The sequence below is a fragment of the Sulfurovum sp. TSL6 genome (assembly GCF_019972115.1).
GTDB lineage: Bacteria > Campylobacterota > Campylobacteria > Campylobacterales > Sulfurovaceae > Sulfurovum.
The window spans coordinates 723,452-744,871 of sequence record NZ_BPFJ01000001.1; the positions used below are offsets into that span (position 1 = coordinate 723,452).

Consider the following 21,420-nt stretch of genomic DNA (forward strand, 5'->3'; position numbering starts at 1 on the left):
TCTAAGAAAATAGTCAAGTTTAGTCCTAGGAAAAAAATTTCAAAGTAATTTACGTTATGATATACAAATGAATTACATAATTGCTCCGGAATTTACCCCTCTTATTGATGCGATAGAAACCCATTTAATGGGTAAAAGAGAGACTATAGCATTGTCTTTGGCCACTTTTTTTGCAGGCGGACATTTGCTTTTGGAAGATATCCCAGGTGTGGGAAAAACCACTTTAGCTAAACATCTTTCTCAAGTTTTAGGTCTTGATTTTGGTCGCATACAGTTTACTTCTGACATGCTTCCCTCAGATATACTTGGTGTCAACTACTATAACCAGAAAGAAGGTTCTTTCATCTTTAAAAAAGGGCCTATCTTTACCTCTTTTCTTTTGGCTGATGAGATAAACCGTTCCATGCCTAAAACACAGTCTGCTCTGCTTCAAGCTATGGAAGAAGGTATCATCACTATAGATGGCACACGATATACTCTTCCTGAGCCATTTTTTGTCATAGGGACAGAAAATCCACATGAAGAGGTAGGTACTTTTCCTTTACCGACCTCCCAACTGGATCGTTTCATGTGTTCATTTGGCATTGGCTATCCGGACAGAGAATCAGAAAGAGAGATACTTAAAGGTGAAAGAGGACACAGTGCAAGCAACTCTGATGCCCTGCTGACTCCCCAACAGATAGAAAGCTATATGAAACAGGCTTCTATGGTCACCCTCAGCGATACACTGCTGGATTTTCTTCAGGAGATCATCGCCTATACAAGAGAAAGTGGGTTGTTTGAATATGGACTTTCTACGCGTGGAGCATTGTCTTTGACCGCTATGACTAAATCTTGGGCCATGCTACAAGGCCGCACTTACGCAACTGCCGATGATCTGCAAGCAGTCACTTCGGTTGTCTGCTCACACCGCCTGAAATTTAGAGAAGGTCCCACCACAGCCAAACGTATACATGATGAAATCTTTACGCACATTCGCTCAGATATATAGACGCATAGACCAGCATGCTACACGATACAGTGTCGTTGTAGTCGTCTTGCTTTTTGGGCTTTTTTTAGAAGCATATATGCACGATTTCAACCTCGTATACATTACGTTGTTTTTTATGTTTTCGCTTGCGTTTTCTGCAGGGCCTATAGGGATTTTAAACCTTGGACATCTTGAAGCCTCTTATGTACCTTCTGGACGTCTATTTGCTCATCAGGAGGGTCATCTCTCTATGCAGATATACAATAATTCAACGACAACATCATGGTCTATCATGCTCCGTCATGAAAACACTTCTATACCATTGAAGCAACTTAAAGGTGACACATCAAGTGTTTTGCACCTGCCTGTACTACCAAATAAACGTGGATCTTTCACCCATAAAGGCTGCTATCTGGAAAGTAAGTATCCTCTCTCTACAGTACGTTTGGTCATGAAGATAAACGAGGCATTTAGTGGAATAGTCTACCCTGAACCTAAAGGCATCCCTTTGCATTCCTTTTTACAGCAGGAAGAGAATGATTATGGGGAAGAGAAAGAGTTTGATGGTTTGCGTGCCTATGATGGCTCACAAAAACTTTCCCATATCCACTGGGCATCCGTTGCCAAAGGAGACATGTCAGTAAAGGTCTTCAGCAAAGAGACGCAGACACCAAAACTGATTTTTAATTTTTACACAGCTGCCACTGATGATGAGTCACGCTTATCACAGCTGTGTTTGTGGGTACTGGAATGCGAAAAACAAAACCTGCCTTTCATGATACAAATGCCAAACAGAGTCTTAAATTCAGCAAAGGAGAGTACAGATGTTATCCTTGAAACACTTGCAAGATATTAAGCTCTCTCCCTTAGCACTTTTAGATTCTGCTTACATCATCGTTCTATTACCATTGATGCTTATACTGAAAGTCCCTATGTTGATCTTCTCTTTCATAGTTTTGGTATTGCTATTCTTCAAGAAAACACCTGCAGATAAATTTCTCATTGTTTTTGTCTTTTTAATGGGTATTTTGGCACTCTATTTGTCATTATATGGTCTCTTCTCATTCAGAGGTCTTTCACGTTTAAAACTTTTTCTTGAATTATTGGTGTATGTATTGATCATTGTTGTTTCAATGCAAAGACTGACAAGAGAGATCAACTTTTATCTACTACTCTCCCCTATTCTCTTTTTGGCACTCTCCTTATTTTTCTTTCATGGTATTATGATGCTCTCATATGTCATTGTTGAGATCTTCATCTTACTCTGGCTCATACTGGCACATCGCATGAGTGGTGACATGATAGAGAGCTTCCGGGCAAGCATGGTAATGTTTATGTATTCTCTGCCTTGGGTGGTTGTGCTTTTTATCTTCTTTCCGCGTATCTCATTTGATCATGCAGACTATGGATTTAAAGGTGAAAATATACAACGTATGGGACATGACGGTACGATGTATTTAGATCGAAAGGCACTGCTTGTACCTTCAGACCGTATTGTCATGGAAGTGGGTTTTGATAAAGAGGTCCCCTCGTCTGACAAACTTTATTTCAGAGGAAGTATTCTTTATGTGGATAAAAAAGATCATTGGGAACCGCTTCCTTCATACCTAAAAAGAGAAAGTCAAACCTATTATCCTACGCAGGGAGAAAGGGTAGACTATAAAGTGACGTTGTATCCTACACAAAAACGCTGGATCTATCTGTTAGATATGCCTGCACGTGCAGTGAAAGATGCAGATTTAGACAGAGACCTGATAAGTACCGTTGAGAAACCTATCAAAGCACCTATACATTACCTTGCAAGTTCTTCATTGAGTCCAAAATTCCATGATATTTTGGATCAAGATACACTTTATGCCTCAAGCCATTTTGATAGAAATCGTAATCCTAAAACGTATCAGGAAGCACAGAAGATAAATAAACGATTTAATACACCTGATAAGAGAGCGTCAGCACTTATAAAATTTTTTCAAAATCAGTCTTTAACCTATACTTTGAAACCCAAAGCACTGGATATCAATAACACTGCAGACAGTTTTTTATTTGATAAACGTTTGGGGTACTGTGTACATTTTGCATCTTCTTTCGTCATAATGGCCCGTATGGCAGGTATACCTTCGCGGATCGTTACAGGCTATAAAGCCGACAAAGCAAACAGTCTTAAGAATTATCTTCCTGTCAAAGAACGTGATGCACATGCCTGGGCTGAACTCTATATCAATGATCATTGGGTGAGGTTTGAAACCACCAGTACCGCCTCAGCCATAGATGAAGAAGCAGCCGAAGTCTTAGGTACCAATAGTACCGATGAAGGAGAGAAGGCAATCATTAAAAGAGTGAATCTCTATCTCATGTATGTAAAATATCAAGTAGAGACATGGATACTCTACTACAGTAATATCCGTCAGCTTCAACTTCTTCAATACGCGAAAGAGAATCCTAGATTCATCTTTCTTTTTGTACTCTCGTTACTGGCTCTGGTATTGATCACTTTTAGCATCACTTTATATTTTCGTCGTCCTCGTTGTACACATAAAATTCTTTGTATACTGGAACCACTTCTAAAAAAACTAAAGAAAGAAGGGTATAACAGAGAAAAAGATGAAACCATGCATCAATTCTTCTTACGGTATCTCAAAGATCATCCCGATAAAAGTGCCATAAAAGAGGTGGATACCTATTATGAAACTATCTCTTACGGTGGTGACAGTTCAACCGCTACAATAAAACGATTGAAAAGCATGGTCAAGAAGAGTCTATCTTCTTAAAGATCTGTTATTATTTAAAAAACGGTTAACCTTCCTTATGTATAGTAATACAGAGCATTCAAAGCAACCTCTTAGATGTTTTTAAATAAAATTATAAACCAATTCTCATATGGAGACACTACCTTAATGATTAAGAAAAGCAAAAAAGTTATTGTTGCGGGGCTTGTAAGCACTTTGACTGTCGCATACATGTTTGGATCTTTCGCTCAGGCTAAAGGTACTGCTACAAAAACCAATGCATCTTCAACAGCCAAACAAAAGCTGGAAGCCTACATCAAATTTACACAAATTCTTAATGTAATTGAGAGTCAATATGTAGATGATATCAATACAACAGACCTTGTAGACAAAGCACTCAAAGGACTTATGGCAAATCTAGACTCTCACTCTTCTTTTATGGACACCAAAGAATTTAAAGACCTTTCTGTCCAGACAAAAGGTGAATTTGGAGGTTTAGGTATCTCCATAGGTATGAAAGATGGTGCACTGACTGTTATTGCTCCTATTAAGGACACACCTGCATTTCATGCGGGTATCAAAGCCGGAGATATCATTTTAAAGATCAATGACACAGCGACTATCGGCATGAATATCGATGAATCCGTCAAACTGATGAGAGGAAAACCTAAAACTTCTTTGGTTTTAACGATCATCAGAAAAGGAGAGCCTAAACCTCTTGAAGTGAAGATCACCAGAGATATTATTAAAATTCAGTCTGTCTATGCAAAGACCATAGAAGATAATATACTTTATGTCCATGTCACTTCTTTTGACCAAAAAGTGGTTAAAGGTGTGCAAGAAGCCATGAAAGAACACAAGGATACCAAGGGTATGATCTTGGATCTAAGAAATAATCCCGGGGGTCTTCTTGATCAAGCTGTCGGACTTGCAGACCTCTTTGTTGATGAGGGTGTGATCGTCAGTCAAAAAGGAAAAGTGAAAAGTGAAAACCTAGAGTACAGAGCGACTAAAAAAGGGACAGATAAAAATACACCTCTGGTTATCCTCATTAATGGAGGTTCCGCATCTGCTTCTGAGATCGTATCGGGAGCGCTTCAGGACTTTAACCGTTCTATTCTTGTGGGAGAAAAAACTTTTGGAAAAGGCTCTGTTCAAGTTGTGATGCCTATAGGTGCAGATGAAGCTTTAAAGCTTACTGTTGCACGTTACTACCTTCCAAGTGGTCGTACCATACAAGCTTTGGGTGTCACACCTGACATTACAGTACCGCTCGGAAAAATAGACTTTATAGAAGACTCTATCATGCTTAAAGAAAAAGATCTCAAAAAGCACTTACAGAATGAGCTCGCCAAGATAGATATTAATACGACAAAATCATTGAAAACCAAGATTGATACAGAGAACAATGCAACAAAAATAGATGATACGATCATCACCGAAGAGCAGATATATAAAGATCTACAATTAAAAAGTGCTGTAGACATTTTGAAAGCTTTAATCATCACAAATAAAGGAAAAAAATAATGCCAAAGACTGAACTTTTGTATGAAGGTAAAGCAAAGAAAATTTGGAAAACAGAAGATAAAAACCTTCTTATCTCTGAGTTTAAAGACAGCCTGACTGCATTTAATGGTGAAAAAAAATCATCAGAAGAAGGCAAAGGTGCACTTAACAACCAGATTTCAACAGAACTCTTCAAATATCTGGATGAAAAGGGTATCCCTACCCACTACGTAGATACGATAGATGAGAATAATATGCTTCATAAGGCTGCAGAGGTTATTAAGATCGAAGTGATCGTAAGAAATATTGCTACAGGGAGTCTCAGTAAAAACCTTGGCATTGAAGACAAAACCGTACTTCCTTTCACACTGGTTGAATTTGACTATAAGAATGATGCACTGGGTGATCCAAAATTGAATGACCAGCACTGTCTTATTTTGAATTTGGTCAATGACACGTCTGAACTTGATTATATTCGTTTTATGGCAAGAAGGATCAATACCCTGCTTGTAGAATTTTATGCCGGTCTTGACATTAAAGTTGTAGACTTCAAGATCGAATTTGGTAGAGATAAAGATGGCAATATCATCCTTATCGATGAGTTAAGTCCAGATAACTTTAGACTCTGGGATGCCAAAACAGATGAAAAACTCGATAAAGACAGATTTAGACAAGGGTTGGGCGGACTCACTGAAGCCTATAGACAAGTATTAGACAGAATTAAAAACAGATAAGGAATAGTAATGACAGCAGTAGTAAACGTATTTTTAAAAGAGGGTGTTTTAGATCCACAAGGTAAAGCAGCACACCATGCACTTGACTCTTTAGGTTTTGCCGGAGTATCTGATGTTCGTATCGGTAAACAGATCATCATTAAACTTGATACTGAGGATAAAGCAGTAGCTGAAACTGAAGTAAAAGAGATGTGTGAGACACTTCTTGCCAATACTGTCATTGAAGACTATACAATAGAGATCAACTAGTATGAAAGTAGCAGTATTAAGATTTCCTGGAACAAACTGCGAGTTTGATACACAGTATGCTTTTGAAAAATTAGGACATACAACAGAGCTTGTATGGCATGAGAGTGAACAACTTCCAGAAGCGATAGATCTTGTGGTTGTACCTGGTGGATTCTCCTATGGTGATTATTTACGTTCAGGGTCTATCGCAAGATTTTCACCTGTCATGAAAGCAGTTACAGCGTATGCAAATGCTGGTGGTAAAGTACTTGGTATCTGTAACGGTTTCCAGATCCTTACAGAAGCAGGTCTACTTCCTGGTGCATTGAAACGCAATAACAACCTTCACTTCATCTCTAAACACCAAAATCTTTGTGTCATCAACAATGACAATGCATTTTTAAATAAATGTGACAAAGGTGAAGTATTGAACATCCCTATCGCGCATGCAGATGGCAACTACTACATTGATGATGAAGGATTTAAAAAGATCGAAGCCAATGGGCAGATACTTCTTCGTTATTCAGATGAGAACGGTGATCCTGTTGTAGTGAATGGTTCTGTTACATCCATTGCTGGAGTATGTAATGAAGCTAAAAATGTATTTGGCCTTATGCCTCACCCTGAGCGTGCTTTAGAAGCAATACTTGGAAGTGAAGACGGTATACGTATGCTTCAAGGTTTTGAAGCATAATGCAACACTTACGTTCTGTATGGCTCTTTATAACACTAACACTAGCTTATACCACGCTTCTAAGCGCACAGAACGAATTTAAATACAGTTATATGCCTAAAAAGGTATATGAAAACCAACTCTTCGCAGTAACGGTCATCGCTTCAGGTGTGGAGGTTAAAAGTAAACCACAATTTACTTTTGACAGCTCAAGTGAAACTCAGCCTCTTTTTAAAGAACCACTTAGCATTCAAAATGGTCCTGACAGCTTCTATACTTTTTATTTTAAAGCTTCAAATGTAGATATACGTATTCCCAGACTCTTTATATCCTCTGAAAGTGGGGAGCATTCACTTGAACCTAATACTATCTTTATAAAGACGCTTCAACAACGAGAGGACTTCTGCCAGGTACTTGCTGCCGATATGAAGGTGAAAAATTCACAAGTCTCAAACTATGATGAGAAGAGTCATATAGTCACCCTCTCCATAGAAGCCTTTGAAGCGAACCTTGAAGATATGCAACTGGACAAAGTACAAGAGTCTGGTATCGAGAATGTCAAACGTGATTTTGCAAAGGTAGAAGCTGAATTTTACGTGGTGATTCCTGTCGAAGAAAAGTTGCTTAAATTTACCTACTTCAATACGATCAAAGAACAGTATGAATTTCTAGAAGTTCCTGTGGAAGTGGTTGATGCTTCAGTGACGACACAGTCTGATCTAAATCCCAAAGAAGACAGCTTCGAAAAACTAAAAAAGTATACATTTATGTCTTTGGTCGGTTTCTTTTTTATCATGTTTTTATTTAGAAGAGATTTCTTCTATCTCGTTTTTGGCGTTGTATCTCTTATCACCCTCTTGACTTTTTATATACCGCATAAAAAAATATGTGTAAAACAGGGTGCCCCACTTTATATCTTGCCGACACAAACCAGTACGGTCAGTACAAAGATAGATCAGAAACTTGATACCATGCTATTGAGTGAACGCGATGGCTTTAAAAAAGTGGAATACAAAGAAGGTGTCATAGGATGGATCAAGAATGAAGATCTTTGCGACAATTAGGTTTTACTGGGGTGCATTTGTCATCTCATTTAATACCGCTGTTTTGATGATACCTGCTTTAATGCTGTTTGGTAGGTACAAGAGTACCATTGTACATCATATCAACCGTTGGACGCTTTTTATGATGGGTGGCAAATTGGCTCAAGAAGGTACGATGGATACAAGTGCAGATATGTATGTCATGAACCACCAGGGCATCGTAGACATCATAGGGCTTGAAGCTTTGCAAAACAATCATTTACGCTGGGTAGCAAAGAAAGAGCTTTTTGAAGTGCCATGGTTCGGTAATCTTTTGCGTCATGGAGAGATGATCTCACTTGATCGCCAAAATAAAGCAGGTCTGATTAAGCTCATCAAGGATGTAAAAGAGTCTAAAGAAGTGTTCCATCGTCCTGTAGCTATATTTCCAGAAGGCACAAGAACTGATAAGCAGCCTTTGCTTACTTTCAAACAGGGAACAAAGCTCATAGCAGAGAAGCTAGGGCTACGTATACAACCCATCGTTATTACGGGAAGTAAATGGGTTTTAAATGAACATATACGAACAGCTCACAACGGAACGGTAAAATATACTTTTTTACCTAGTTTCACTGTAAACAGTGAAGATAAAGAGTGGTTCAATACACTTAGAGAAAATATGCAAAAGGTTATAGATGACGAGTTTAGCAACAATCATTGCAGTCGCTAGCGGTGGTGCCATAGGAGCAACACTACGAATGCTTATCAACGGAGCAGTCAATAAGCATTTTGTACATGCACTTCCATTAGGAACACTGGCAGTGAACTTCATAGGAAGTCTGATCATAGGTATGCTTTTTGCTTATTTCCATTTGAACACGTCACTCTCTCCTCATGTAAAAACGTTTTTAGTGACAGGTATACTCGGTGCATTGACCACCTACTCTACCTTTGCTATAGAGAGTTTCTTTTTATTGGAAGCCGGTCATTACCTGCATGCCTTTGCCAATATGGCACTTAACCTTTTTGGTACCATACTCCTTGCAGGTATCGGGTACCTTCTCATACTACAAATTTCAAAATAGGAAAAACATTGTCAACACTAAACGAAGAGATAGAAAAACATATCAAAAAGCTTGTAAATCCACTTAAAGAGCCAGAAGAGCTTCTCGAAGTACTTAAGGTAAAACTTACCAAGAAAGAGTTAAAGCTCTTAAAATCATGGGCAGAAGAAACGCCACAAGAAGAGATACAAGCTGATCTCAATCTTGATGAAGAACGTTACGGTGAACTCTCAACAAAACTCATTAAGAAGCTTAATCAAGAGAAGATCAAACAGGCTATGTGCATCTAACCTACAATATCAAAAATAAAGAGCACGCATTATAGAACATGTGAAGAAAGATACTGGCACCTATGTGTCCATACTGCTCTTTAAAATACCCGAAAACCAAAGAAGGTACAAAAACAAGCATTGCCCATAACGGTGTATGATGTACGAAATGCATCGCAACAAATAGTAGAGATGTTATGAAGTTAGCAACTGATATGTAAAAAAGAGATGGATACTGTTTCGTCTTTGAAGCAATGAACTCCTGAATCACTCCACGAAAAGCCAATTCCTCCACTACCGGATAAAAAACGATAAGAAAAAACAGTGATTTTGTATCGAAGTGCAATAGATCTAGGTCAAAAGCTTGATGTTGAAATATACTGTTGTATAGAAGAACAAATAGTGGAGCAGCCAAAATGGCCACTCCGTATTGTATGTGTATTTTATTCAAGGAGAAGACTACTTGATAAATCTTCTTCTAATCGGATAGAGAAGTCCTAATGCCATCATCAACAAGAACGTCATATCGAAGCCTTTGTTGTTAGGATTATAGGTACAACCTCCACCACCACTGCTTGGATTCTCATCATCTGAAGGTACAATTGAAGATGTACTTGCAGTCGTGGATGCTGTTATCGTTGCATTTTCACTTACGTCTATATAGTACGCAGTCACTATTGTTCCGTCAATCGTTGTCATCGTGCCATCGTTCACTCCACCAACATTAATGCTGTCTGTCGGCAATGTACCTTTAAAGATAGAACTGTTTACATCTGTTTCTACCAATAAAACATTTTCCTCATCACCAGTGCTGTTTTTCACGACTATAGTGATGTTCTGTTCCGTTGAAACATCCGTATTTAGATCAGTGTCGGCTACACTAACAGTCAAATTCTCACCGGGTGAAAATGTAGGTGATGGAGATATCGCGACAACGCCTTTTTCAGTTGGAATTATCACTATTGGTGTTGTTCCATAATGAACTGGTGGTGCTTGATCTGTATCTGTATGTGGTGTGATACGAATAGTGAATGTGTCACCTATAAGGTTATTATCTCCAACTTCAACAATATAGTTCAGTCCAAGATTCAATGTATCCTCAATCACACCCATTTCATACCAAGGATCAGTCTCCCAAGCTAAAAGTTCTTGTGGAGTTGGTTTCTCCCAGTTAGTATCGTTTCCTTTGTACCATCCAATGCCTGTTCCAAGTGGATCACCCCAATATGCTACAAGTTCATTATCAGTACTAGGATCTTTATCATCATCCCAAAAAATACCTACAGGTGCCCACTTATAAGTCAACCAGTTTCCAAAAAGTGTTTGATAGTTACCCCCTTGCATAGGGCCCACATAAGAAATAGTATATTTATCTGAACTTAATGTAGCTGGATAATAAGCCCTTACATCATCAAAAAAACCATTTGTATCAAAATGTTGATCTGCCGGTCCCCATAAACCATGTGCAAAATTTGCAAAATCTTGCTCTCCCCAAGTATCAACTGCTATAGAGAGAGTAAGATTTGGATTTTTTTCTTTCTTTGCATCAAGTACTTCAATCTTATAACCATTGAGCCTTTTTGTTGTATAGTTATTTATCTTTTGTAGTACTTGATACAGTTTTGTAGTATTATCGCCTGCTTCAAGATTAAAAGTCAGGTCAAAATAATTACCATAATATCCACCTACACTAGTATTATTATCTATCATAGTTTCTAACATTTTTACTTTAAAACGCTTGTGTGTTTGAAAAGGACTTGAACATATAACGGGAACTGGTCCATCAGCTGAAGTTGTATCAAGATATCCACTTTCACCTGTGCCAGTATTAAATTCATCCAAATAAGAAGTCGTCATAATACAATTTTCTGGTTTACCACCTTGTCCAATATCACCATTGATGACTTTTATCCCAGCGGGTTCTCCAACTGGCCAATCCTTTCCATGAACAGTTGCCAATACTGTTGTATTATCTACAGTACTTTTCACTTGAGAGTAAAAAGTATCACCATAAATTCTTGGATCATACACACCAGTAGTAGTATTAAAATCACCACCATCTGACAATATTACATTTATATTACTAAAGTTCCATCCACCAAAACCATACTGTTTATTAGCAACATGCGCATCACCAACATTAGCACCGATAATCTTACCCGCATATGCATTTGAAGCTAGCAACATTGCTGTCACTAAGCTCATGCCTAAAAATTTATTTTTATAGTTTTTTTTCATAGTTTTTCTCCCCTATATTGCTACTTAACACCTAATTTTATATTATAAGTGTTAAATAAGTATTAAATTATATTTTTCTTAAAACAGCATATTGAAACTAATGAGAAAGTCTCGATAGTCTTCAACAATTGATTTTGATGGTTTGGCCCAGCTATGTTCTATCGATAGCTTCATAGGAAGGTAGTACTTAAATGAATAGTCCATTCCCACCGTGATGGCATTATCTAAGTCTTTTACATTAATATGACTTTTCTTCGTTGGATAACCATAAAGGTCATTCATTGTAAGATAAGCGAGTTTCACACCAAAACCTGGCATAAGATTCACTTCACCCCCTACTGAGAATGCCTCATTATCTATATTATCAAGGTCTTTGGATGTCCCAGCACCGATACCTGTATAGGTCACTTCATTTTTAAAGACTTTACTCATGGTCAAAGTAGCACTTTTATCTCCGATGTACCCTTCAACCATAAAATCCATTCCATACGTTTTACGCTTGATACTGAGAGAACTTCCATCAGATACTGTATCTCCACCGCTAATGGCAAATCCACCCAAAATAAGGTTATAACTGCCTACAGGATACTCATATGCCAATCTGGCAAAAGGAAGCAGGTTGCTTGTAAGTTCCATTTGAACATTGTCTTGCCCCTGAGCATACATACCCACCGTTGCAAAGATATGATCACCATCTGCCAATGCACCATCTTTGTCATAGTAAGCTTGAAGTCCTGTTGAAGAGCCTGTACCTATCTCTGTTGCTTGAAGTGCATTTGAGAGTCTTCTTATATCAAACGTTCTAAACGGTTTATAGAGACCTGAGTTATAAATCTCCATACCTGAGAATGGACCAAAATCAGCTGTAGAATAAGCTGCCAATCCCATATATCCATCTTCTATCTCTTGGGCATAAACCATTTTCCCTGAAATGGAATTATCATTTTGAGATTTGTAAGAAAGATTGACAAGGGTTCCGAAATTCTCTGTTACTCTTCCTCCAACATACAACGCGGCTGTACGAGGTACAGATAAGATACCGTCATTGGTTACAGTAGTATCTTTAACTTTTCCTGACTCACTCGGCTTATTATCTGTTTTTTCATAGATAGACTTAAACATCACTCCTGCATTAATATCTGAACCATTGCTGTTGGGATCTGTAAATTTTTGGCTGATGGTCATACCTGAAGCCAAAAATTTTCTACCAAATTTGTTGAGCCTTTCTATATGTTGTATGTGACATGCTGTACAGTCCATACCTGTCTGTGTAGCAAATAGAGTCACCGCCTTCACTTCACTTGTCAAACTGATGAATCCAAGTAGCCCCACTGCTACCATACTTTGTCTGTTTATTTTTATCATTCTATACCCTCCCCTTTCTTTAAAAAAATAGCTTTGCACTATTTAATTTATTCTAGCACAACTGACTATAAATATACAAGATATATAACCTAAGTTCAAATGATATAAGTATATAATAAAGTTAAATTAGTTGATAAAAGGAATAGAATGACATTCATAAAAATAGGATTTTCACTTGTTGCAGTAAGTTTTCTTTCTGCATCACCAGCAAACACTATCTATGCGCAAAAATGTGCAAGCTGCCACGGTATGAATGCGGATATGAAGGCTATGGGAACTTCTAAAGCGATCAAAGATATGACTGTCGAAGAGATAGAGAAATCTGTCGTTAACTATGCGTCAGGAGAAAGAAAGGCTCTGTCCTTTGTTAAAAGTGTAAAAGAAACTTTTGTGAAAAACTATACTAAAGAAAAGCTCCATGAAGTTGCTGTCTATATTCACGATCTAAAATAAGAAGTATTTACAGAAGAAAGGGTATTTGTAGATAAATACCCTTAAAAAGTAATTTAAATACGTAAAACGATTTAAATTTTGTATATGTTAGTGGCGACCGCCACCACGGCCCTTTGATCCTCTCATCGAACCTTTATTGGGTCTACTTGGATTTGTACCCTGATACTTATATTGGTTTTGTTTTTCATATTTGTATTGGTTTTTTTCACCACTGCCGTCTTTTAATCTCTTTTGATACTGTTCTTGAAGTTTTTGTTCCATTCTAAGATGTTGTTGTAAACTATCTTCTCCAAGAACTAAAGAAGGTGTAGCCAAAAGTGCTGCTGCACTCAACGTTAATAAAGTATTTTTCATGGTCAATCCTTTGTATGTAAATATAATGTGTTACATTCAAAGTATAGGAAAAGAGTGTGAAGCTTCTATGAAGAAAAAGAAGTCTATCTTCGACCTCCTCCGCCTCCGCTGCCTGAGCCACCACCCATGGATCCGCCGCCCATTGATCCACCCGTGCCTGCATTTCCATATCCACCCATGAAGTTACCCTGTGCTGAACCATCGTTAAATTTAAATTTAAACCTTGACTTATTGTCATAGTCAAAACTTTCTGATTTCTTTTCAGCCCTAGCCTCATTACCTGATCCTATACCATTTGATTTATATTCATCTTTAAATACAAAGCGTTTCTTCTTTGATACTTTTTTTTTCGTAGGTGCAGGCTTAACCAGTGCCTGTTTCTGACCTGCTTTTTGAAGGATATTCTCTAAGCCGCTCTCTTCTGCTTGAAGTGAAAGAGTGCCAAATATACAAAGAGTGGGAAGTATATATTTATATTTCATCATTCGAGCACCTTTCTAAATTTATATTTTTATTATAGTAGAAAAGTATGAAAGAAGTATGAAGTACTCTTTTACTGAGTATGTTATAATCATAGTAAATATCAGGAGTGTCGATGAAAATTTTATTATTGGAAGATGACATAGGTTTGGCAGATATTATGTCCGAGTACCTTGAGGACAATGATTTTGAACTGGATCTTGTGTATGATGGAGAAGAAGCACTGGCTAAAGCCTATGAAACACAGTATGACCTGTATATCTTTGATGTCAATGTTCCAGCTATTAAAGGTTTTGATCTCTTGAAAACATTACGTGACAATGGTGATGCAACCCCTACGATATTCGTCACTTCTCTCAATGACATCGATGATGTTTCAAAAGGGTTTGAAAGCGGTGCTGATGATTACCTCAAAAAACCTTTTGAACTTGCCGAACTTCTTTTGCGTATTAAAAATATCCAGAAGCGTTCTTTTACACAACAACGCTCTACAGTGATCCAGATAGATAAAGATATCACTTTTGATATAGATACAGAATTACTGTATACAGGAGGAGAGAGTGTTTCTTTACCACAAAAAGAACTTAAATTACTCAAGTACTTTTTGAAGCATCCCAATGAGGTCGTCACCTTTGAAAGTCTCTATGATGTGGTTTGGGATTACGATGAAACACCTTCATCAGAATCTTTAAGAGCACATATAAAAAACCTTAGAAAACACCTTACAAAAGATATGATACAAAACCTCAGAGGTCTAGGTTACAGGTTTGAAATGGAAACTTCAAACTGATGAAAGCAAGTACTAAAAGTGTTATTATCTTTATGGTTGTATACCTTGGATCACTCAGTATATTGGCCACCTGGATCGGTTATCTTTACTATGAAGACCAGAAAAAATCTTTGATCGATAATATGCATATGGAAATGCGATATAAAGCAAGAAGTATCAATGCACAGTTGGAATACTACCATATGAATCAAAGTGAGCAGTTCACTTTTTATGAAGAGGGGTATGATATTGCTCTCTATGACAATCAAAGAGCATTGATCGCTTCAACATTTATGGATAATACTATAGACTTCTCAAAACTCTTTTATGACAATAGTGGCAAATACTATCTTGTCGAATCACTTTTTAAAGAGTATCTGGGGGTCAAATATATTGTCATTGCAAAAGCGCTTGATACCAGTAAACTTGATGATATATTTGCACAGATCATCAGGGTAGCTTTGTATGGATTTGTCTTTCTTCTGTTGGTTGCATTTCTTTTGGCCAAGATCATGCTTTCACCTGTAAAAAAATCTATTTCTGCATTAACGAAATTTATGAAAGATGCGACGCATGAGATGAACACACCCATCAGTACGATACTGATGAGCTATGAGCACATGGATAAAGACAATCTAAGCACTAAACAGCTTCGCTCACTTGATCGTATAGATATAGCCACCAAAACCCTCTCCAGTCTTTACAGAGACCTCTCTTTTGCTTCTTTTCACGACTATATAGAGTATGAGGACACACCCATCGATGTTAAAGAGGTTATCCTTGAAAGAATAAAGTATATGGATACACTCATACACTTCAAAGGGTTACAGATCAGTACTGCTTTAGAACATAAAATAATCCACATGGATAAGCGAAAACTAATATTGCTTATAGACAATCTTCTCTCAAATGCCATAAAATTTTCTAAGAAAAATGGCCAAATAGAAGTGACTTTAACAGAGCAGTATTTTTCAGTGAAAGATCATGGTATCGGCATTTCAAAAGAAGACCAAAAAACTATCTTTGAGCGTTTTAAATCCTCTCAGAGTTTGCATGGCGGGTTTGGAGTGGGACTGGATATCGTCAATCAGATCTGTAAAGAGTACCATATGAAGATCGTATTGGATTCTGAACCTTCCAAGGGAAGTGAATTTAAATTAATTTGGTCAGAACAGAAAAGTCAAAAATAATATATAATAGCTTTGATATATAAAAAGATGGTCGTAGTTATAGAGTTTTCTCAATAAGCTAAAATGCTCTAGAATACTAGAATATTTACTCTACTTTCCGACCTGCGTAGTAGTTGATCTTCCATCCATCTTTTTCTTTTGAAAAGTAAAGTTTCTTCGTTTTCCCATCTTCTGTATAATCGATAGTCTGACGCTTTTCACCATTCCATGATACAGACGTGATATCTATTTCAGGTGAAACTTTTCTAGAAATGAGGTCAAAAGAGAGCTTGTTTTCAACCTCTGCTAATGCACCTTCATCTTCTTGTATCTTTTTTAATTGTGCCTTGAACTCTTGGTCATGTAATGCCACTCTCAAGCCGAATGTCTCCAAGGTCATTATGTAAGATTCTCCGGTCATCAACTCTTTGACCGTACTAAGATTGCCACTATACAGTGATGTATAGTAGAGAGAAAGTATATCACTGGGCTCTAACAATGAAAAAGTCTTGCTATTGCTTTTGAGCATAATTTATTATGCTCTCTCAATCGCAGTTTGAAATGCATCAAGATGACTTAAACTACCTTCTTTAAGGCTTTCAAATACAGATACTACATCCTCTGGCATACCTTCAGCAGCATGTTCCAAATCTTCTATGTCAGTGTATTCAATCAATTCACCTATTTTAAGTGCATCAAGAAGTGATGTTTCACCTTCACCCACACAGGTATCATAAAGTTCTTGCAGTACAGGTAAGACAAAGCTTCCTACAGCATCTTCATCTACCTCTGAAGTATCAACACCATATATTTCACATAGTTCTTTTGCAGAATCCATATGTCTCTGTTCAGATATCTGAATAGATGCAAAAGTATTTTCATTGGTATAAATATTACCTAATGTAATATATACATCTCTGGCTACTTTTTCTTCCTGGTATATATAAAAGAGCATATCTTTTTGATCTTCCGTCAGTACTACAGTGGTATCTGTCGTTTCTTTTTTTGCATAGGCAGAAGATGAAAATAATGCTACACCACTTGCTCCGGCAACAAACATTTTAGTTAAAAAGTTTCTTCTATTTTTAATATTATTCGTATTCATGATAATCCTTTTAGAATGTTTTATAATTACACGAGCAGTATAAGATAGAAGTATGAAGAAAGTGTGAAAAGTAATATCACACTTAGATGTAGGTAGATCTTTTGATTATGCAGTTGAACAGTATGGTTGATTCTCTTCTGTTTTTTTAGCATGACTAATAAGATCATCCATACTGAGTTCATCGATATGTCTCTTACCCATCACAGCAAGTAAAGAACGTACACCATGAAGAAGTTGATGATGATAGAATGCGACATGTTTTGATTTTTCAATGACAAGATACTTACTTCTTTTGGCTTCATTCATTGTATTAAGCCCTACAGGACAGTTCCTTCCATTTGCACCACTACACTCCCTCGCACGTATACAGCCTGCAGCGATCATAAAACCTCTCGCAATATTGATAAAATCAGCGCCATGACACAGCAATTCAACCACATCATCAGGGGTGAGTACTTTTTCACTTGCTATGATCTTAATATGCTCTCTAAGTTCATACTCATTGAGCACTTCATTGACAATCAGGAGTGCTTCACGTATCGGTAAACCAATTTTACTCATCATCTCTAACGGTGCAGTTGCAGAACCGCCATCACCGCCATCTATCGTAATAAAATCAGCAATATCTTTTCCTTCTAATACTCTTTCTTTCAGAGCTTTAGCATACGTCTCAAAATTCTCTCGTGATGAGATTACGATTTTGAAACCTACTGGTTTATCTGAGAGTTTCTGTAAACGTTCGATAAAATCAAAAAATGTCTCCATATCTGTAGCATAAGGAAAACGATTAGGGCTGACAAGGTCTTTATGTGCAGGAATACCTCTATAGTAAGCAATGTCATCACTAACTTTGGTTGCAAGAAGTTTTCCCCCTGTCTGCTTCGCTCCCTGTGCCAATTTCACTTCAGTCATACGACAAAAACGCATCACTTTTTGATAATGGTCATCACTAAAATTCCCCTCTTCATCTCTCACACCATACAGACCGCTTCCCATCTGGAACGTAATGTCCGGTATACCTTCGGATATACTTTCCGGAAATGATTCTAACGGACTATGCCAATTAATACGGAAATAGACCAATTTGCTTCTGTCAAAAATAAAAGAACCTCTGTCTTTTTGTCGTACGACCATATGTCTATAAAGGCGTTGTGAAACTTCTCTATTGGTAAAAAATCTCATGATTCTATAGACAGTCTTTGCAAACCAGGTTCCCTCTTTAATTTCAAGATAAGAATTCTCACAATCTTTTAGGTTGAGTGTAGCGAGGAAGTTGGAAGTCAAACCGCCCTCTCCCGTATTGATAGGAAACTGTCCATTGAATGCACCACGTGCATACGCACGTGTACCTTCCGGTGAAACAGCCCCATCACTCATTGCAGACCTGCCTATGATACTTTTACTTTCATAGGGTATTTTTCTATTTTCTCCGAACAATACAGAAAACTCAGCCTGTACTTCATGCAGTTCATTGACAAAATTGGCATGTCTAAATAGTGTTTTTTGATTGCCGTAAGGATTTGAGGGTGAAAAGGACAAAGAGGGGTTTTCTCCATGTGAAACTTTATTGATCCAGTCAATTTTTTCAAAAGAATCATAGAATGTCTCATCACCAAAATACTGGCGCATTGGATTCCGCAACATATAAAAAAGATATCTCATTCGCCCTATAAGCGGGAAATTAATAAGAAGTTGATTTTTTCTTTGTATAAATCTATCATAAATGGCAATATTGATAAGAACCAATATCAATATTATGAGTATGAGTTTAATGAACACACCCCAGTCTGCAGAAAATAGAGGGAAATATGAGAATAAGTCTTCTTTAGTCATGTAGACCATCCTTGAACAATACTCTATCTAAACTATATTTTCCTGCACCAAAACTGGCAAGAAATACAAGAAACAGTAGATAATAAAGTGGGATCTCAAATCCATTATCTGCAACAGAAAATCCATTGTCTATATGGACGAAAAATATAGCACCTATCATCACACATGAAAGTAATAATGAAATATAACGGGTAAACAGTCCCAAAAACAAAAATATGATACCCATTGTTTCAATGCTTGAAACGAGATAGGTTGATAAAAATGGTAAAGGTATAGACATACTGTCAAACCAGGTGACAGTATCTTCTAAATTATTGATCTTAAGTAAAGCCGGGGTGGCAAATCCATATGCCAAGATCAGTCTAATTACTAATATAATGAGGTTTTTAGGATACGAAAAAAGAACAGCGACCTCACTCATAAAATTTTTCATAAACCCTCCTTTAAGTTTATCGTGTAGCTTTATAAATGTATATAGATCTTTAACTATAAAATAGACTATGATATAGCTTTAGAACTAAACCGACACTCACCCAGTGTAATGATCTTTCCCTTTTCTATCTGCGCGAGAATATACTTCAAAGTAGCCTGGGCATCTGTTTCAGGCATCTCTTCTTTTATCATACGCAGAACATCTTTTTGACTGGTTTTCTGCCATCTTTTTTCGTAGGTGTATTGTGTATATAGTTCTACCAAATTATATCCAACCCAATTCAGCGAAGATGGGTTCCATCTCCATCCACCATTTTTCAAACCGTACAGATACCTCTGCAATGGCATCATCTTCTTCTTTCCATTCTTCGAGTTTCTCTAAGATCAATGGTTTATTCTCCTCAGATACTTTACTTGATTTCTGCACTTGATTTATAACTTCTTCTATCTTCTTTTTCATACGACAACTCCTTTATTCTTATTCTAGTTCATTCTCATATAATTGTCAATATTAACTAAGCATTTATTTTGATTAGTTAATTTTAGCTAAAATAATGCAACTTACAATAGAGGGTTAAAATTATGTTCACACAGTTTCTTCAAGAGTTCATTAAAAAAGAATCATCCGCAGGTATTTTACTGATCTTTGTCACTATCTTGGCACTGCTCCTGGAAAATTCTTTTATGTCAGAATTCTATACAAGTTTTCTACATACTCCCGTTGAAATACGTTTTGGAGATCTTCAGATAGCCAAACCTCTACTTCTATGGGTCAATGACGGTCTAATGGCAGTATTTTTTCTTGTTATAGGTCTTGAAATTAAACGTGAAGTGAAACAGGGACACCTCTCTTCTCTTTCACAGATCACCTTACCAGGCATCGCTGCATTAGGTGGGATGATCGTACCTGCTTTGATCTTCATCGCATTTAATAAAGGTGAAGATTTCTCTATGAATGGATGGGCGATCCCTACTGCTACAGATATAGCATTTGCTTTAGGTATTTTATCTTTACTAGGGACGAGAATCCCTATCTCTTTAAAAATATTTTTGATGGCATTGGCAATCATAGATGACTTGGGTGCCATTGTGATCATTGCACTTTTTTATACGAGTGAACTTTCAACCACATCTATTGCTATTGCAGCGATCGCACTTATGATTCTTTTTATTATGAACCGTATGCATGTTGCCATTAAATCAGCATACATGGTAGTAGGGGTCATCCTGTGGGTTTCAGTACTCAAGTCAGGCGTACATGCGACACTTGCAGGTGTTGCACTTGCTTTTATGATCCCTCTCTCTTCAAAAGATAAGGAAGGTAATAGCTTCTCCATGGCAAAAGAGATGGAGTATGATCTTCATAACTGGGTTATATTTATGATTTTGCCTCTCTTTGCTTTTGTGAATGCCGGTGTTGATCTTAAAGGTATCTCCATAGAAGAAATGGCTGGTCCTGTACCACTAGGAATCATGCTTGGTCTTTTTATCGGTAAACAGGTGGGCGTATTCGGGTTCTCTTGGTTAGCCATCAAAATGGGACTTGCATCTTTACCGAAGGGAAGCAACTGGACCTTACTGTATGGGGTCAGTGTCCTGACAGGTATAGGTTTTACCATGAGTCTTTTTGTCGATACCCTGGCCTATAATGATACACAGATCTATCATTATGCTGACAAACTTGCTATTTTGCTCGGTTCATTCCTCTCCGCTATTGTAGGGTATCTTATTTTACGTCTAAAAACCACCAAACAAGCGCCGATGGAGTAATGATACTTTAGAGAAATTAAAGTCTTTTTGTTCTATCATATAATAAGGTTATAAAGTAAGAGCCTACAAATATAAAAGGATCAAGAATGATTGAAAAGAAAAAAGTTAAAAAATACATCAAAAAGCAAATGGACAGCATGCTCAAAAAAGAGTTAAAGCAAGAGATCAAAAAACATATTAAAGACTATAAGAAAAAAGAAAAAGCAGAAAAAAAGAAAAAGTAAAACATGCTACTTTTCACCTCGTTCACTATTACTCAT

Annotated in this window: 27 protein-coding genes; 16 read left to right on the forward strand and 11 right to left on the reverse strand. The window is 37.2% G+C overall.

Annotation, left to right across the window (positions count from 1 at the left end):
• Positions 1-67: 67 nt before the first annotated feature.
• The 11 genes from LDM93_RS03575 to LDM93_RS03625 all read left to right on the forward strand — a co-directional run bounded on the left by LDM93_RS03575 (position 68) and on the right by LDM93_RS03625 (position 9,213).
• Positions 68-991 carry a MoxR family ATPase gene (locus LDM93_RS03575; protein WP_223890685.1) on the forward strand — a complete coding sequence of 308 codons (924 nt, stop codon included), beginning with the start codon at positions 68-70 and terminating at the stop codon, positions 989-991.
• Positions 957-1,826 (forward strand): DUF58 domain-containing protein, encoded by an 870-nt coding sequence (locus LDM93_RS03580; protein ID WP_223890687.1) that lies wholly within the window; start codon positions 957-959, stop codon positions 1,824-1,826. The genes LDM93_RS03575 and LDM93_RS03580 overlap by 35 nt, the downstream gene beginning before the upstream one ends.
• Positions 1,795-3,738, forward strand: coding sequence for a DUF3488 and transglutaminase-like domain-containing protein (locus LDM93_RS03585; RefSeq protein WP_223890688.1), 1,944 nt, complete (start codon positions 1,795-1,797; stop codon positions 3,736-3,738). The genes LDM93_RS03580 and LDM93_RS03585 overlap by 32 nt, the downstream gene beginning before the upstream one ends.
• 126 nt (positions 3,739-3,864) lie before the next feature.
• Positions 3,865-5,223, forward strand: coding sequence for a S41 family peptidase (locus tag LDM93_RS03590; protein ID WP_223890690.1), 1,359 nt, complete (start codon positions 3,865-3,867; stop codon positions 5,221-5,223).
• A complete protein-coding gene (gene purC, locus LDM93_RS03595; protein ID WP_223890691.1) occupies positions 5,223-5,936 on the forward strand; it encodes a phosphoribosylaminoimidazolesuccinocarboxamide synthase in 714 nt (237 codons plus the stop codon). Before LDM93_RS03590 ends, purC begins: the two co-directional genes overlap by 1 nt.
• A gap of 9 nt (positions 5,937-5,945) precedes the next feature.
• On the forward strand, positions 5,946-6,185 hold the full coding sequence (gene purS, locus LDM93_RS03600; RefSeq protein WP_223890692.1) for a phosphoribosylformylglycinamidine synthase subunit PurS: 240 nt from the start codon (positions 5,946-5,948) through the stop codon (positions 6,183-6,185).
• Position 6,186: 1 nt separating this feature from the next.
• Positions 6,187-6,858, forward strand: coding sequence for a phosphoribosylformylglycinamidine synthase subunit PurQ (purQ, locus tag LDM93_RS03605; RefSeq protein WP_223890693.1), 672 nt, complete (start codon positions 6,187-6,189; stop codon positions 6,856-6,858).
• The gene (locus LDM93_RS03610) at positions 6,858-7,901 is read left to right on the forward strand and encodes a hypothetical protein (RefSeq protein ID WP_223890694.1); all 1,044 of its coding nucleotides are present in this window, start codon (positions 6,858-6,860) and stop codon (positions 7,899-7,901) included. Before purQ ends, LDM93_RS03610 begins: the two co-directional genes overlap by 1 nt.
• A complete protein-coding gene (locus LDM93_RS03615) occupies positions 7,879-8,589 on the forward strand; it encodes a 1-acyl-sn-glycerol-3-phosphate acyltransferase (RefSeq protein ID WP_223890695.1) in 711 nt (236 codons plus the stop codon). Before LDM93_RS03610 ends, LDM93_RS03615 begins: the two co-directional genes overlap by 23 nt.
• A complete protein-coding gene (gene crcB / locus LDM93_RS03620) occupies positions 8,555-8,944 on the forward strand; it encodes a fluoride efflux transporter CrcB (protein ID WP_223890696.1) in 390 nt (129 codons plus the stop codon). Before LDM93_RS03615 ends, crcB begins: the two co-directional genes overlap by 35 nt.
• 8 nt (positions 8,945-8,952) lie before the next feature.
• Entirely contained in the window at positions 8,953-9,213 is a 261-nt protein-coding gene (locus LDM93_RS03625; RefSeq protein WP_223890697.1) for a hypothetical protein, read from the forward strand.
• Between the two features lies 1 nt (position 9,214).
• On the opposite strand, the gene mrtJ is transcribed toward LDM93_RS03625, so the two are convergent.
• The 3 genes from mrtJ to LDM93_RS03640 all read right to left on the reverse strand — a co-directional run bounded on the left by mrtJ (position 9,215) and on the right by LDM93_RS03640 (position 12,795).
• Positions 9,215-9,643 carry a JDVT-CTERM system glutamic-type intramembrane protease gene (mrtJ, locus tag LDM93_RS03630; RefSeq protein ID WP_223890699.1) on the reverse strand — a complete coding sequence of 143 codons (429 nt, stop codon included), beginning with the start codon at positions 9,641-9,643 and terminating at the stop codon, positions 9,215-9,217.
• A gap of 8 nt (positions 9,644-9,651) precedes the next feature.
• On the reverse strand, positions 9,652-11,430 hold the full coding sequence (locus tag LDM93_RS03635) for a choice-of-anchor F family protein (protein WP_223890700.1): 1,779 nt from the start codon (positions 11,428-11,430) through the stop codon (positions 9,652-9,654).
• A 78-nt stretch (positions 11,431-11,508) separates the two neighbouring features.
• Positions 11,509-12,795: a hypothetical protein gene (locus LDM93_RS03640; RefSeq protein ID WP_223890703.1), complete on the reverse strand. Its 1,287-nt coding sequence runs from the start codon at positions 12,793-12,795 to the stop codon at positions 11,509-11,511.
• A gap of 147 nt (positions 12,796-12,942) precedes the next feature.
• Here LDM93_RS03640 and LDM93_RS03645 point away from each other — a divergent pair, with 147 nt between their 5' ends.
• On the forward strand, positions 12,943-13,248 hold the full coding sequence (locus LDM93_RS03645) for a c-type cytochrome (RefSeq protein ID WP_223890704.1): 306 nt from the start codon (positions 12,943-12,945) through the stop codon (positions 13,246-13,248).
• A gap of 87 nt (positions 13,249-13,335) precedes the next feature.
• On the opposite strand, the gene LDM93_RS03650 is transcribed toward LDM93_RS03645, so the two are convergent.
• Positions 13,336-13,602, reverse strand: coding sequence for a hypothetical protein (locus LDM93_RS03650; protein ID WP_223890705.1), 267 nt, complete (start codon positions 13,600-13,602; stop codon positions 13,336-13,338).
• A gap of 83 nt (positions 13,603-13,685) precedes the next feature.
• Positions 13,686-14,087: a hypothetical protein gene (locus LDM93_RS03655; RefSeq protein WP_223890706.1), complete on the reverse strand. Its 402-nt coding sequence runs from the start codon at positions 14,085-14,087 to the stop codon at positions 13,686-13,688.
• 110 nt (positions 14,088-14,197) lie between these two features.
• Between LDM93_RS03655 and LDM93_RS03660 the strand changes: the two genes are divergently transcribed.
• Positions 14,198-14,872, forward strand: a complete 675-nt coding sequence (locus LDM93_RS03660; protein WP_223890707.1) for a response regulator transcription factor — start codon at positions 14,198-14,200, stop codon at positions 14,870-14,872.
• On the forward strand, positions 14,872-16,041 hold the full coding sequence (locus LDM93_RS03665; protein ID WP_223890708.1) for a HAMP domain-containing sensor histidine kinase: 1,170 nt from the start codon (positions 14,872-14,874) through the stop codon (positions 16,039-16,041). The genes LDM93_RS03660 and LDM93_RS03665 overlap by 1 nt, the downstream gene beginning before the upstream one ends.
• Before the next feature lie 85 nt (positions 16,042-16,126).
• On the opposite strand, the gene LDM93_RS03670 is transcribed toward LDM93_RS03665, so the two are convergent.
• The 6 genes from LDM93_RS03670 to LDM93_RS03695 all read right to left on the reverse strand — a co-directional run bounded on the left by LDM93_RS03670 (position 16,127) and on the right by LDM93_RS03695 (position 19,850).
• On the reverse strand, positions 16,127-16,549 hold the full coding sequence (locus LDM93_RS03670) for a hypothetical protein (RefSeq protein WP_223890709.1): 423 nt from the start codon (positions 16,547-16,549) through the stop codon (positions 16,127-16,129).
• Positions 16,550-16,555: 6 nt separating this feature from the next.
• Entirely contained in the window at positions 16,556-17,125 is a 570-nt protein-coding gene (locus tag LDM93_RS03675; RefSeq protein WP_223890710.1) for a DUF2202 domain-containing protein, read from the reverse strand.
• A 105-nt stretch (positions 17,126-17,230) separates the two neighbouring features.
• A complete protein-coding gene (locus LDM93_RS03680; protein ID WP_223890711.1) occupies positions 17,231-18,958 on the reverse strand; it encodes an FMN-binding glutamate synthase family protein in 1,728 nt (575 codons plus the stop codon).
• Positions 18,951-19,391: a DoxX family protein gene (locus LDM93_RS03685; RefSeq protein WP_223890712.1), complete on the reverse strand. Its 441-nt coding sequence runs from the start codon at positions 19,389-19,391 to the stop codon at positions 18,951-18,953. The genes LDM93_RS03680 and LDM93_RS03685 overlap by 8 nt, the downstream gene beginning before the upstream one ends.
• Positions 19,392-19,456: 65 nt before the next feature.
• Complete coding sequence (locus LDM93_RS03690) at positions 19,457-19,654, reverse strand: hypothetical protein (protein WP_223890714.1); 198 nt, start codon at positions 19,652-19,654, stop codon at positions 19,457-19,459.
• Between the two features lies 1 nt (position 19,655).
• Positions 19,656-19,850 carry a hypothetical protein gene (locus tag LDM93_RS03695; protein ID WP_223890715.1) on the reverse strand — a complete coding sequence of 65 codons (195 nt, stop codon included), beginning with the start codon at positions 19,848-19,850 and terminating at the stop codon, positions 19,656-19,658.
• A 122-nt stretch (positions 19,851-19,972) separates the two neighbouring features.
• Here LDM93_RS03695 and nhaA point away from each other — a divergent pair, with 122 nt between their 5' ends.
• Positions 19,973-21,160, forward strand: a complete 1,188-nt coding sequence (nhaA, locus tag LDM93_RS03700; protein ID WP_223890717.1) for a Na+/H+ antiporter NhaA — start codon at positions 19,973-19,975, stop codon at positions 21,158-21,160.
• 86 nt (positions 21,161-21,246) lie between these two features.
• Positions 21,247-21,384 carry a hypothetical protein gene (locus tag LDM93_RS03705; RefSeq protein WP_223890718.1) on the forward strand — a complete coding sequence of 46 codons (138 nt, stop codon included), beginning with the start codon at positions 21,247-21,249 and terminating at the stop codon, positions 21,382-21,384.
• Positions 21,385-21,420: the final 36 nt, after the last annotated feature.